Annotated in this window: 14 protein-coding genes; 6 read left to right on the top strand and 8 right to left on the bottom strand. The window is 65.6% G+C overall.

What is annotated here, in order from left to right; genetic code table 11:
* The first annotated feature begins 22 nt into the window (after positions 1 to 22).
* The 3 genes from BUB53_RS09045 to BUB53_RS09035 are packed head-to-tail and all read left to right on the top strand — an operon-like array spanning position 23 to position 2731.
* Positions 23 to 1078, top strand: a complete 1056-nt coding sequence (locus BUB53_RS09045) for an A/G-specific adenine glycosylase (protein ID WP_073034399.1) — start codon at positions 23 to 25, stop codon at positions 1076 to 1078.
* A 40-nt stretch (positions 1079 to 1118) separates the two neighbouring features.
* Positions 1119 to 2258, top strand: a complete 1140-nt coding sequence (locus BUB53_RS09040; protein ID WP_073034398.1) for an alkane 1-monooxygenase — start codon at positions 1119 to 1121, stop codon at positions 2256 to 2258.
* Between the two features lie 5 nt (positions 2259 to 2263).
* Positions 2264 to 2731 carry a GNAT family N-acetyltransferase gene (locus tag BUB53_RS09035; protein ID WP_073034397.1) on the top strand — a complete coding sequence of 156 codons (468 nt, stop codon included), beginning with the start codon at positions 2264 to 2266 and terminating at the stop codon, positions 2729 to 2731.
* Between the two features lie 123 nt (positions 2732 to 2854).
* Here BUB53_RS09035 and BUB53_RS09030 read toward each other — a convergent pair whose 3' ends face one another.
* The 3 genes from BUB53_RS09030 to BUB53_RS09020 form a co-directional block, all read right to left on the bottom strand.
* On the bottom strand, positions 2855 to 3970 hold the full coding sequence (locus BUB53_RS09030; RefSeq protein WP_073034396.1) for a site-specific DNA-methyltransferase: 1116 nt from the start codon (positions 3968 to 3970) through the stop codon (positions 2855 to 2857).
* Between the two features lie 90 nt (positions 3971 to 4060).
* Positions 4061 to 4696: a ribonuclease HII gene (locus tag BUB53_RS09025; protein WP_073034395.1), complete on the bottom strand. Its 636-nt coding sequence runs from the start codon at positions 4694 to 4696 to the stop codon at positions 4061 to 4063.
* Between the two features lie 86 nt (positions 4697 to 4782).
* Positions 4783 to 5196 carry a hypothetical protein gene (locus BUB53_RS09020; RefSeq protein ID WP_073034394.1) on the bottom strand — a complete coding sequence of 138 codons (414 nt, stop codon included), beginning with the start codon at positions 5194 to 5196 and terminating at the stop codon, positions 4783 to 4785.
* Between the two features lie 202 nt (positions 5197 to 5398).
* On the opposite strand from BUB53_RS09020, the gene BUB53_RS09015 reads away from it, so the two are divergent.
* From BUB53_RS09015 to BUB53_RS09005, 3 genes are all read left to right on the top strand, one after another.
* On the top strand, positions 5399 to 5641 hold the full coding sequence (locus BUB53_RS09015) for a hypothetical protein (protein WP_073034393.1): 243 nt from the start codon (positions 5399 to 5401) through the stop codon (positions 5639 to 5641).
* A gap of 13 nt (positions 5642 to 5654) precedes the next feature.
* Complete coding sequence (locus tag BUB53_RS09010) at positions 5655 to 6359, top strand: winged helix-turn-helix domain-containing protein (protein WP_073034392.1); 705 nt, start codon at positions 5655 to 5657, stop codon at positions 6357 to 6359.
* A 143-nt stretch (positions 6360 to 6502) separates the two neighbouring features.
* Complete coding sequence (locus tag BUB53_RS09005; RefSeq protein ID WP_073034391.1) at positions 6503 to 7186, top strand: 5-formyltetrahydrofolate cyclo-ligase; 684 nt, start codon at positions 6503 to 6505, stop codon at positions 7184 to 7186.
* Between the two features lie 12 nt (positions 7187 to 7198).
* Here the strand turns inward: BUB53_RS09005 and BUB53_RS09000 are convergent, their stop codons facing one another.
* From BUB53_RS09000 to BUB53_RS08980, 5 genes are read right to left on the bottom strand one after another with little or no spacing between them, the layout of a single operon-like run.
* Positions 7199 to 8125, bottom strand: coding sequence for an FAD:protein FMN transferase (locus BUB53_RS09000; RefSeq protein WP_229709523.1), 927 nt, complete (start codon positions 8123 to 8125; stop codon positions 7199 to 7201).
* A 1-nt stretch (position 8126) separates the two neighbouring features.
* Positions 8127 to 8693 (bottom strand): nitrous oxide reductase accessory protein NosL, encoded by a 567-nt coding sequence (locus BUB53_RS08995; protein ID WP_073034390.1) that lies wholly within the window; start codon positions 8691 to 8693, stop codon positions 8127 to 8129.
* On the bottom strand, positions 8690 to 9511 hold the full coding sequence (locus BUB53_RS08990) for an ABC transporter permease (protein WP_073034389.1): 822 nt from the start codon (positions 9509 to 9511) through the stop codon (positions 8690 to 8692). The genes BUB53_RS08995 and BUB53_RS08990 overlap by 4 nt, the downstream gene beginning before the upstream one ends.
* Entirely contained in the window at positions 9508 to 10404 is an 897-nt protein-coding gene (locus tag BUB53_RS08985) for an ABC transporter ATP-binding protein (protein WP_073034388.1), read from the bottom strand. The genes BUB53_RS08990 and BUB53_RS08985 overlap by 4 nt, the downstream gene beginning before the upstream one ends.
* Positions 10370 to 11698, bottom strand: a complete 1329-nt coding sequence (locus tag BUB53_RS08980) for a nitrous oxide reductase family maturation protein NosD (RefSeq protein WP_073034387.1) — start codon at positions 11696 to 11698, stop codon at positions 10370 to 10372. The genes BUB53_RS08985 and BUB53_RS08980 overlap by 35 nt, the downstream gene beginning before the upstream one ends.
* Between the last annotated feature and the right edge of the window lies 1 nt (position 11699).

Here is an 11699-nt window from a genome sequence, read left to right as displayed (position 1 = left end):
AACGGCAAAAAGGGGATAAACAATGCGTGACGCGGCGGGCGACTTGCTGGCGTGGTACGATGACCATGCGCGCGACCTGCCGTGGCGCGTGGCCCCGGCGGCGCGGGCGGCGGGCGTGCGGCCCGATCCCTATCGCGTGTGGCTGTCCGAGGTGATGTTGCAGCAAACCACCGTCGCGGCGGTGAAGGCCTATTACGAGAGGTTCACAACGCTGTGGCCGGATGTGGGGGCCCTGGCCGCCGCGCCGGACGATCAGGTGATGGGGGAATGGGCCGGGCTGGGTTATTACGCGCGGGCGCGCAACCTGCTGAAATGCGCGCGTGTGGTGGCGGGCGATCTGGGCGGGCGGTTTCCCGGCACGCGCGAGGCTCTGGTGAACCTGCCCGGCATCGGCCCCTATACCGGCGCGGCGATTGCCGCCATCGCCTTTGACGCGCCCGAGGTGGTGGTGGACGGCAATGTGGAACGGGTGATGGCGCGGCTGCATGACATCCACACCCCGCTGCCCGCCGCCAAGCCCGCGCTGGTCGAGGCGGCGGCGGGGCTGACCCCGGTCGAGCGGCCCGGCGATTACGCGCAGGCGGTGATGGATCTGGGCGCGACGGTGTGCACCCCGAAATCCCCGGCCTGCGGGATTTGCCCGTGGATGGCGCGATGCGCCGCGCGCAAGGCGGGCACGCAGGCCGACCTGCCCCGCAAGACCCCGAAAAAGCCCAAGCCGACGCGGCTGGGCATCGCCTATGTGGCGCGGCGCGCGGATGGGGCGTGGCTGCTGGAGCGGCGGCCCGGCAAGGGGTTGCTGGGCGGGATGCTGGGCTGGCCCGGCAGCGACTGGTCCGACGCCCCCGCCCCCGCCCCGCCGGTGGAGGCCGCGTGGCGCGACCTTGGCGAAGAGGCGCGCCACACGTTCACGCATTTCCACCTGCGGCTGGCGATCCGGGTGGCGCATCTGCCCGAGGGCGCGGTGGCGGAGCGCGGCGATTTCCGCCCGCCTGCGGCGTTTCGCCCCTCGGAACTGCCGACGGTGATGCGCAAGGTGTTTGACCTTGCCCGCCCGGCGCTGGAGAATACCCGCTGAAATGCGCCCCACCCTGTCATGAGTCAAAGGGAGCCGAGCCATGATCCCCGCCCATCAGGTTGCACTGTTTCGCAACGCCGTGCCGTTCTGGATGTCGTTGCTGCTGGTCCCCGTCGCGGTGATCGGCGCGGTATATGGCGGCTGGACGGTGATCCTGCTGCCCATCGTGACATGGTATTTCTTTTCCATCCTCGACGCGCTTTTGGGCCTGAACCTTGAAAACGCCGATCTGGACACCGGCGAGGACCAGCTGAGCTGGTACAAGGCGATCACCCTGATCTGGACGCCCGTTCAGTTCGCCCTGCTCTACTGGATGATCTGGTATGTCACCGGGCCGGGGGATGCGCATCTGTCGGCGCTGGAGACCATCGTGCTGTTCTTCGGTGTCGGGGTGATCACCGGCACGGTGGGGATCAATTACAGCCACGAACTGATGCATCAGAAGGACAGGGGCGAGCGGTTCCTGGGCGATGCGTTGTTGTCGATGGTGCTCTATTCGCATTTCCGCTCGGAGCATCTGCGGGTGCATCATCTGTATGTGGGCACCCCGCGCGATCCGGTCACCGCGCGCTATAACGAAGGATTTCACAGGTTCTTTCCCCGTGTCCTCAAGGACTCGCTGATCTCGGCCTTCAAGGCCGAACAGGCGATGCTGGCGCGCAGGGGCAAGCCGTGGAGCGACGCGAAAAACCCGTTCTGGCGGTATTGGGCGTTGCAGGGGTTCATGGTGATCCTGGCGATCCTCGTGGGCGGCTGGATCGGGCTGTTGCTGTTCCTGTGGCAGGCCTTTGTCGCCGTCTGGCAACTGGAACTGGTCAATTATGTCGAACATTACGCGCTGACGCGCAAACATCTGGGCGATGGGAAATACGAACACGTCAAACCGCACCATAGCTGGAATGCGGCGCACAAGGCGTCGAACTGGCTGCTGATCAACCTGCAACGGCATTCCGATCACCATTACAAACCCGACCGGCGCTTTCCCCTGCTGCAAAACTATACCGAGGACGAGGCCCCGCAACTGCCCTACGGGTATCCGATCATGACCATGGCGGCGATGATCCCGCCCGTCTGGCGGCGCGTGATGAACCCGCGGGTGAGACGCTGGCGCGACATGTATTACCCCGAGATCACCGACTGGAAACCCTATAACAAGGCGCTCAATCCGCTGCCGCGCTGAATGCCATGGAAATCCGCCCGTTCCGTCCCGAAGACGCACGGCATCTGCCGGGGCTGATGCACGCCTCGATCCACGCACTGGCCGCGCGGGCCTATTCACCTGCGCAGCTTGCGGCCTGGAGCCCGGAACCGATGCCGGCCGACACCTTCCTTGCTCGGGCGCGCGACGGGCGCGATACTTTCGTCGCCACGGATGACAAGGGCCAGCCGCTCGGGTTCATCGAACTGGAGCCCTCCGGCCATGTCGATTGCTTCTACTGTGCGCCCGACGCCGCCGGGCGAGGCATCGGCGCGGCGCTCTATGCCGCGCTGGAACGGGCCGCCATCACCCGCGCGCTGCCCGAATTGCATGTCGACGCCAGCGAGGTCGCCAGAGGGTTCTTTCTTCGGCGGGGATTTTGCCAGATCGCCCGCAACACGATCCGCCGCCACGGCGCGGTCCTGCACAATTACACCATGACCAAAACGCTTTGACCGCCCCTTATCCGGATCGGAAACATGCCCCGAAAAAAAAGCCCCGCCACAGGGGCGGGGCGCGAGGTAAGTGCCCATGTAGTCAGGCCACAGGCACCGGCGGTGTTCTGATGTCGGGGTAATTCAGTTCGGGCGGTCGGCCATTTCGGCGCGCACCTGCTGGCGCAGCACGTCGATGGGCACGGTCTTGCCATCGCGCCGGAAGCACCAGTAGGTCCAGCCGTTGCAACTGGGCGCGCCTTCGAGATGTGCGCCGACCTGGTGGATCGAGCCCTTGATGTCATCGCCGATCAGGGTGCCGTCTGCACGGACCTTGGCCTTGTGGCGCTTGTTCATCGAATAGAGTTCCTCGCCCGGGCGCAGCATGCCACGTTCGACAAGCTGGCCGAAGGGCACGCGCGGTTCGGCGCGTTTGCTGGCCGATACCTGAAGAGCCTCGCGGTCGTATTTGCGCACGGCTTTCAGGCGTTTCTCGGCCACCTTGCGATAGGCGGCCTCGCGTTCGATGCCGATGTAATCGCGGCCCAGCATCCTGGCCACGGCGCCGGTGGTGCCGGTGCCGAAGAACGGATCGAGCACCACGTCGCCCGGATTGGTACTGCCGACCAGAACGCGGTGCAGCAGGCTTTCGGGTTTTTGTGTCGGGTGGGCCTTGTCGCCGTTGTCGTCCTTCAGGCGTTCGTGCCCGGTGCAGATCGGCAGCACCCAGTCGCTGCGCATCTGCACCCCGTCATTCAGGGATTTCAGCGCCTCGTAGTTGAAGGTGTATTTCGCGCCTTCCTGCTTGCTGGCCCAGATCATGGTTTCATGGGCGTTGGTCAGGCGCTTGCCGCGGAAGTTGGGCATCGGGTTGGATTTGCGCCAGACCACATCGTTCAGAATCCAGAAGCCTTCGTTTTGCAGGGCGGCGCCGACGCGGAAGATGTTGTGATAGCTGCCGATCACCCAGATCGCACCGTTGGGTTTCAGCAGGCGGCGCGCGGCGCGCAGCCAGTCGCGGGTGAATTTATCGTAGGCTTCGAAACTGGCGAACTGATCCCAGGCGTCGTCCACCGCATCCACCGCGCTGTTATCGGGGCGGTGCAGGTCGCCCTTGAGTTGCAGGTTATAGGGCGGATCGGCAAAAATCAGGTCGATGGAGCCTTCGGGGAGGCTGTTCATCGCATCGACGCAATCGCCATCGAGAATCGTGTTAAGCGGGAGCGCAGTTGCGCCCTTGGATTTGGTCATCGTTTTCATTCTCTGCCTCTGGTGCCCGGCGCTTTTGCGCTCTGGTTCGTTGAGGTCAAAGATGAGTCAAACCCGATTCGCCGTCAATTTCTTTTTGAATCAGTTACTTACAGATTTTCCTTGATACAAGATATTGTGTACCGGCTTGAAGGATCGTCTATGGTGTGGGGTCACACCCAGATTTTGAAGCGCCTCTTTGTGACTTTTCGACGGGTAGCCCGCGTTGCTTTCCCAGCCATAGCCGGGGAACTGTTGCGCCAAATCCCACATGATGCGGTCACGGGTGATTTTCGCCATGATCGAGGCGGCGGAAATCGACACCGACAGGGCATCGCCCCTGATCACCGCCTGCGCCGGAACGCTCAGGTTCCGGGGGATCAGGTTGCCGTCGATCAGCGCCATGTCGGGGGGCGTGGTGAGCCCGGCGACGGCACGCTCCATCGCCAGGTGGCTGGCGCGCAGGATGTTCAGCGCGTCGATTTCTTCGACGCTGGCATGGGCGATCGAGACTTCGGCCATGTCCATGATCACGTCAAACAGCGCCTCGCGGCGTTTGGCGCTCAGGCGTTTTGAATCGTTCAGCCCTTCGGGGATGCGGGCCGGGTCCAGCACCACGGCCGCCGCCGTCACCGGGCCGGCCAGCGGGCCGCGGCCCACCTCATCGACCCCGGCGATGCGGGTATGGCCCTGCGCCTGCGCGGCCAGTTCGAGGGAAAAATCGGGTCCGTTGCTCATGCCGTCCTTTGGCATGGGGCGCGCCGAAATGCAAAAGGGAAGGGCAAATGCGCCCTTCCCTTTCGCCTGCTCGCCTGCCTGCCGTCTTAGCGGTAGCCGTGGCGTTCGAGGCAGCGTGCGTTGTATACGGCCCGCCCGCCGGTGTTGCGCACGATGCAGGCATGGGGCAAGGCCACGCGGCCACGGGCGTGCGGGATCACCCCGCCACGGTTGTTGTGGCGGTTCCAGCGGTTGTCGTGACGATCGTAGCGGTCACGCGCCTTGTAATGCCGTTGTTTGGTATAGTGCTTGTTGTGCCCGTAGGCCGGTGGGGAGCGATAGATCACCTTGGGGCGGTCCCTGTGCCTGGCGTCGGACATGGCGGCGCCGAGAACGGCCAGGGCGGCCACCCCGGCGATGACCTTGGCGGCGTCGTTATCGGCCCGCGCCGGAGCGGCGGTCATACCGGTCACAGCGACGGCAGCGGCCAGAACGGCGGCGATGAATTGACGATGAAACATGGCGTTTCCTTTCCTTGTGTCTGGTGCATGTCGTGTCATGCGTCATGTCGGCCCGGATCGACCGGCAGCGATGCAACAAGGATGGGGGCACCCGGCGAAGACAGGCAATATCAGCCCCCTGTTATCCGATAACAGGCCGGAAATACGTCATGCGGGGCAGCGGGTTATTGAATAGCCGCGCGCTTGGGCGCATGTTTGGCGCATGACACGGAACATTCTGACCCTCAGCATCGTTTTCCTCATGGCCACGGGCCTGACCGCAACGGCGCAGGCGGCGTGCGTGGCCGAATACAAGGCCAAGCGCGACAATCCGCTTGAGCTTTATTACAATGTGGCGCAGATCAGCGGCCCCTGTACAAAGGCCAATGCCCGCGCGCAGTTGCAGGCGCAACTGGCCCGGCAGGGGCTGACCCTGCTCAAGGTGCTGTCAGTGCGCAACCAGTAGGAAGGGTCAGATCGTGAAAGAACCGACAGGCACCGCGACACAGGCCTTGCGTTCGGGCAACCGGGTGGTCGTGTTCGGGATCGTCGCCATCGTGGCGATCCTCGCTCTGGCCGCCGTTTTCCTGTTTCTCAGCCTGCCCGATGCGGGTGCGTTCAATGCGCGGGTCGAACGGATTTTCGTGGAGAACGACGCGCTGATCGCCGATGCGGAAATCAAGCTGCTGGAGATCCTGGCGCTGTCGGGCACGGCGTTTTCCGAGACGCTGACCAGTTACCGGATGGTGATTTTCGTGCTGCTGGTCTTTGCCGCCGCGCTGCTGGTGGCGGCGCTGGTGTTTCTGGTGATGCTGGTGGCGCTGAACCGGCGGATGGCGCAGATCGAACGCTCGGGCATTCAGGTCAGTTCGCTGCTGATCAGCCGCGAGGAGAACAAGGTATATCTCAACAATCTCGGGTTCAAGCTGACCGATGCGGCGATGGAAACGCTGGCCGTGCTGGCCGAGGCGCGGATGGATGACGACGTGCTGTCGGGCGCCGAGATCGAGGCCGTGATATCGGGGCGCAGCGCGAGCGATTGCGAAGAGGCGGCGGGTGCCACGCGGATCAAGCGGCTGCGCGACACGCTGGGGAACCAGATGGTCAGCGAGTTGCTGGTCAAGAACATCGCGCGGCGGGGCTATATGCTGGCGATCGACAAGGACGTGATCGAAGTCGTGTAATCCGCCCGATGGGTGGACGTGGGGGCCGTTTGGTCACATGTTCTGCCTGAGGGCCGCAGCCAACCGGCAATCGCACGTCTTTGCGGATTGGCGGGAACGGGCGCTGTGGACCTTGCAGGACGACACGAGAAACGGATGTTCCCATGAGCGAAGATTTCGAAAGCCATCGTTGCCAGAGCGGTTTCTCTTCGCCCTCGGACGGGGCCGGAGAGGTGCCGGACGATCCGAAGGACTGGGTGCAGGTCACCCGGTGGCGCAGGGCGGAGCGGGTTCGCCTGCGCGGGGAACGGCAGGAGGTTTCGGTTGCCGACCGGCAGGCCGTTGGCGCGGCGCTGGCGGGGCATTTGCGCGATCTGCTGGATGACAGGTTCGGCGGGGCGCACGGGCGCGTCTTTTCCGCCTATTGGCCGATCAAGGGAGAGCCCGACCTGCGGCCCCTGATGACCGAGTTGCACCACTCCGGCGTGATCGTCGCGCTGCCGCTGGTGGAAACCAAGGCCGCGCCGCTGACCTTTCGCCGCTGGACACCGGACACGCGAATGGTGCGGGGCGATTGGAACATTCCCGTTCCGCCGCCCGATGCGCCCCTTGTCACGCCCGAAATCGCGCTTGCCCCGGTGATGGGCTGGACGCGCGAGGGGTATCGGCTGGGCTATGGCGGGGGGTATTTCGACCGGACGCTGGCGGCATTGCAGCCGCGCCCGTTCGTGATCGGGATCGGCGTCAACTCTGCCGAGTTGCCAACGATCTGCCCGCAGCCGCATGACATCCCGCTGGACATCATCCTGAGCGAAACCGGTGTGCAGGGCGCGAAAGATACGGTGTAGCGCGCGCCGTTCTCAGGACAGGTGGGCCAGACGCATCCCGTCGAACTGCGCCAGTGTGGCGGTGATGGCGGGGCGATCCATCAGGCACATCGCGGTACTTAACCCGTCGGCAAGGGCGGCGTCTGGCCCGGTGACGCTGATCAGGGACCATTCGGCCTGTGAGGGCGTGCCGGTGCGCGGGTTCAGGATATGCCCCGCCGGATTGCCGGGATCAAAGCGCGTGCCCATCGGCGACGAGGTCGCCATTGCCATGTCGCGCAGGTGGGCCGTGCCGGTTTCTGCCCCTTCCACGGTGTGCAGGCGCACGGGCCAGCCGCCGCCCTGCGGGTGGCCGCCAAGGGCGCGCAACTCGCCGGTATCCACCATGATATCGCGCAGCCCGTCGCGGGCCAGCATGTCGGCGATCCGATCCGCGATATAGCCCTGGGCGATACCGTTGAGGGTGATCGCCATGCCGGGGGTGGCAAAGTGCACGGCGCTGCTGTCGAATGTGACGCCCTGCCAGCCGGTCAGTTTGCGCGCCTGTTCGATATCCTCCGGGTTCGGGGCATCGTTAGTGTAGTGGCGCGCATAGGCCTGCCACAGCGGCTGTACGGTGGGATCGAACAGCCCGCCGCTGGCATTGTGGACGCGGTTGCACAGGCTGAGGCATTCCAGCAGTTCAAAGGGGGGCGCGGACAGCGCACCGTCGCGGTTCAGGCGACTGAGTGCCGAGTCGGCGCGATAGAGGCTGAAGATACCTTCGAGCCGATCCAGTTCGGTGAAAACACGCGCGGCGATGATCCGGGCATCGGGATGCGCAAGGCTGAGCGTGGTGCGCGCGCCAAGCGCAGTGGCGTGCCATTGGGTGACCTCGGGGGCGGCGGCGCTGGCGCGCGTGCCGAGCGCCCCGGCGCAGGCGGCAATGGTCAGGAAGCGGCGGCGGGACAAGGCAGGCATATCAATTCGTCCTTTCCTGCGAGAGCGCGCGAAGGCGGTCTGCAAAATCATCGTCATCCGGTGTCGTGGCCGATGTTGCGACAGGGGCCAGAACGGCAGTGTCGGGAATATCGGCCAGTTCCTGCACCTGCCCGCCATGCCGTTGGGCGAACTGCGCGGCGCTGGCCGCATCGGAGAACGGGACAAGCTCGGGGGCGCCCATGCCGCCGGTGCGGGACGATCCGACGACGTAATGCGCGGTGCTGGCCGGTATCCAGTTGTCGGCGCCCGGAATCTCCCAACTGGCGGCGCTGGCCATGTCGCTGACATAGACCGCCGCGATTTCGTGGCTTTGTTCGGGCATGCGCAGATAGGCGACGGCATCGCGCACCTGACTGAAGAACAGCGGCGTTCCGGGCAGGCCGGTCAGGTGGACCTGCGCCTTGGGGCCGGGATGTTCGAGCATGTTCATCTGGCAGAAATGCCCCACCGCCGAGGCGGTCATGGTCACCGCCTGCGGGATATCGGCGGTGTCCTCCTGACAGGCGGGCAGTATGGCAAGGCACAGGATCGCGGCAAGGCGTTTCATGGCGTGACCTTTCTGAAGGCGAGAACCGAAAGCCCGAGCGCCAGGACCGGCCAGAGCAGCATGGAGGCCAGCGCATGGGCGGGCGGGATGGTGTTTGCGGCCCCGGCGACCCCGGCGGCGGCCGAGGCGGCCTCGGAGGCGGCGAGGTTGAACAGGCGGAAGGCATCGGCGGGGTTGGCGATCAGAAGCCAGGGGAAGGCCTCGGTGGTGAACCAGCCGCCCCCGTCGGAGACGACAGCGGCCAGCAGGCCGAGATCGTACAGGACGATCATCACCAGCCACAGCCCGATGGCGAGCCCCGCAGCCCCGGAGGGGCGGCGCGACAGGCCCGACAGCGCATAGCCAAGGCACAGGAACGCCGCGCCCAGCAGGACCGAGGACCACAGCAAGCGCCACAGCGCGGGCAGGCCGGAACTGGCCGAGGCATCCGTTGCCAGCGTCGCCACGGCGGCGCTGCCGAACCCGGCGGCCACCGCCAGCGTCAGCACGGCGAGATGCGCCAGCAGCTTGCCCAGAAGAATTTCGGGGCGCGACACCGGGTAGGTCAGGACCAGCGGCAGGGTGCCGCGTTCGACCTCGCCCGCGATGCCGTCGAAGGACATCAGAAGCGCCACCAGCGGTACGAGATAGACCGACAGCGAGGTAAGGCTGGCCACCGTCACCGACAGGCGGTCCACCCCGAGGGCGCCGGTGGGGGCCGAGCCTGCCGCCGACAGGACCAGCGAGAACAGGACCATCATCGCCACCGCTATGGCGACCCAACGGTTGCGCAGGGCGATGCGGAATTCGGTGATGGCCGTCGCGATGATGCGGGTCATTGGCCGTCCCTCCGGCTGAAATGGCTGTAGATGTCTTCGAGGCTGGGCGGGATCACGTCGACGTCGCGGACGATCCGGCTGAGCCCGGCAATGCGCGAGAGGGTGGTCAGTTTCTCGTCCTGCGCGCAGCTGAGGTGCAGGCCGGTGCCGTTCATGCGCCCCTCGGGCAGGGCATCGGCCAGTTGCGCGCCCTGCCCTTCGTGCGGGACGACATGCAGAGCGATGGGCAGGTTGGCCTGCCGGCGCAGGTCGCCGAGGCTGCCCTGCGTGACGAGCCGCCCCCTGGACAGGATCACCAGACGGTCGGTGCGGGCCTCGACCTCGGTCAGGGCATGGCTGGACAGGAGGACAGATGCGCCCTCTGCGGCCAGATCGTCGAGCAGCGCGTAGAAATCGCGCCGCGACACCGGATCGAGGCCGCTGGTGGGTTCGTCCAGAACCAGAAGCCGGGGCTTGCCGATCAGCGCCTGCGCCAGCCCGACGCGTTGGCGCATCCCCTTGGAATAGGTGCCGATGCGCCGTTTTGCGGCATCACCGAGGCCGACGCGCTCCAGCAGGTCACCGGCCAGCCGGGCGGGTTGCCCGCGCAGGCGCAGGTAATAGCGGATCTGTTCCAGCCCGGTCAGCGCCGGGTGGAAGGCGGCGTTTTCCGGCAGGTAGGCCACCCCGGCCCGCGCCGCGCCCGATCCGGGGGCGCCCCCCAGAACCCGCACCTCGCCGCTGTCATAGGGGATCAGCCCGAGGACGATCTTCATCAGGGTGGACTTGCCCGCGCCGTTATGGCCGAGCAGGGCGACACGTTCACCCGGCGCGACATCGAGCGACACATCGCGGAGCGCCTGCGTGTCCTGATAGCTCTTAGTGAGCTGTGAGAGGGTCAAACTTTGCGTCATCTGTCTTTCCGTCGCGCCATTTTCCGGCGCTTTGTCTGGCCAGGTCGGCCATGTCGTCCGGCACGTCGATCCGCACCGGGGTCATCAGGGGGTGGCTGTCCAGTACGCCGCCGGGAAGGGTGGCGGGGAAGCTGGATTGCGACCAGCGAATGAGTTGCACCGCGGGCGCGCCCACCAGAAGGGCGGCGGCGGGTTGCGACCACAGGATATGGTCCATCAGGTCGTTGGGGCGGAACGGGCTGTCGGCCTGACCGTCGCCATCCAGATCGAAGGCGGCATGATCGGACCAGAAATTGCCCTGGCCCTCGAAGCTCCATTCGACATCGGTGGTGCCGACGTATTTCACCTGTGTGCGGTTGCCGATGAAGGCGTTGCCGGTCAGCGCGTTGCGTTCGGACCCGGCGGTGAAATGGATGCCGATATCGCAGCCCTCGAACCGGTTGCCGACGATCAGGTTGCGATGCGCGTTGTAGATGAAGGTGCATTTCTCGGCCCCGCCGCGCACGAGGTTGCCGCGCAGGTCGGAACTGTTGGCGTAGTTCAGCATGACGCCGTGATCGCGATCGTTCAGCGACAGGTTGTCGAGAACCTTGACCCGGTCGGAAAACATCAGCGCATAGCCAAGGTGATTGCCGATCGAGACATTGCCCGACACTTCGCTGTCATTGGCGTACATGTAGTGCACGGCAAAGCGCAGGTCGCGAAACAGGTTGTCGCGAAACACGTTGCGGCGCGAGGTGTTCACGAAAATCCCGTCGCGGCCAAAGCGGATATCGTTGCCCACCACCTGCGCGCCGGGGGCATTCCAGACATAGACACCGTTGCCGCGCGCGTTCATGCGCCGGTCCTGCCGACCTTCGATGGTGTTGCCGCGCACGATGCTGTCATCGGCGCCGTGGATGTCCACGCCGTAGAGATTGCCGAGGATGCGGTTGCCCTCGATCACGGCGCGGCGGGCGGTTTTGGTCAGTTGCACGCCTGAATCGATGGTCTGATGGTCGCTGCCCGAGCCGGTGACGGTGAGGCCGCGCACAGTGATGTCATCGCCCGTCACGGTGATGACCGAGCCCTGACCGCCGCCGTCGATGGTGGCCTTGCCCTGCCCGTCCAGCGTGATCGGGTGCGCAAGGGTCACCGGGCCGTCGTGACGCCCCGGTGCGAGGATCAGCACATCGCCGGGGGCAGCCCCGGCGATGGCGGTTTGCAGGGCCCCGCCCCGTGCGGGCACGGGCACGTCATCCGCAGCGGCGGCGGACGCGATCAGCGTGACCAGCAGGAGGAGGCGGAGCAGCATG

Origin of the sequence: Roseovarius pacificus, assembly GCF_900142665.1 — a bacterium.
In the GTDB taxonomy this organism is placed as follows: domain Bacteria; phylum Pseudomonadota; class Alphaproteobacteria; order Rhodobacterales; family Rhodobacteraceae; genus Roseovarius; species Roseovarius pacificus.
Note: the sequence above shows the minus strand (reverse complement) of the source record. Positions and strands in the feature narration are given on the sequence as shown.

Bases quoted from the DNA above. Each gene is read 5' to 3' on its own strand.
- BUB53_RS09045 (WP_073034399.1), top strand. From the start codon at position 23: ATGCGTGACGCGGCGGGCGACTTGCTGGCGTGGTACGATGACCATGCG.
- BUB53_RS09040 (WP_073034398.1), top strand. From the start codon at position 1,119: ATGATCCCCGCCCATCAGGTTGCACTGTTTCGCAACGCCGTGCCGTTC.
- BUB53_RS09035 (WP_073034397.1), top strand. From the start codon at position 2,264: ATGGAAATCCGCCCGTTCCGTCCCGAAGACGCACGGCATCTGCCGGGG.
- BUB53_RS09030 (WP_073034396.1), bottom strand. From the start codon at position 3,970: ATGAAAACGATGACCAAATCCAAGGGCGCAACTGCGCTCCCGCTTAAC.
- BUB53_RS09025 (WP_073034395.1), bottom strand. From the start codon at position 4,696: ATGAGCAACGGACCCGATTTTTCCCTCGAACTGGCCGCGCAGGCGCAG.
- BUB53_RS09020 (WP_073034394.1), bottom strand. From the start codon at position 5,196: ATGTTTCATCGTCAATTCATCGCCGCCGTTCTGGCCGCTGCCGTCGCT.
- BUB53_RS09015 (WP_073034393.1), top strand. From the start codon at position 5,399: ATGACACGGAACATTCTGACCCTCAGCATCGTTTTCCTCATGGCCACG.
- BUB53_RS09005 (WP_073034391.1), top strand. From the start codon at position 6,503: ATGAGCGAAGATTTCGAAAGCCATCGTTGCCAGAGCGGTTTCTCTTCG.
- BUB53_RS09000 (WP_229709523.1), bottom strand. From the start codon at position 8,125: ATGCCTGCCTTGTCCCGCCGCCGCTTCCTGACCATTGCCGCCTGCGCC.
- BUB53_RS08995 (WP_073034390.1), bottom strand. From the start codon at position 8,693: ATGAAACGCCTTGCCGCGATCCTGTGCCTTGCCATACTGCCCGCCTGT.
- BUB53_RS08990 (WP_073034389.1), bottom strand. From the start codon at position 9,511: ATGACCCGCATCATCGCGACGGCCATCACCGAATTCCGCATCGCCCTG.
- BUB53_RS08985 (WP_073034388.1), bottom strand. From the start codon at position 10,404: ATGACGCAAAGTTTGACCCTCTCACAGCTCACTAAGAGCTATCAGGAC.
- BUB53_RS08980 (WP_073034387.1), bottom strand. From the start codon at position 11,698: ATGCTGCTCCGCCTCCTCCTGCTGGTCACGCTGATCGCGTCCGCCGCC.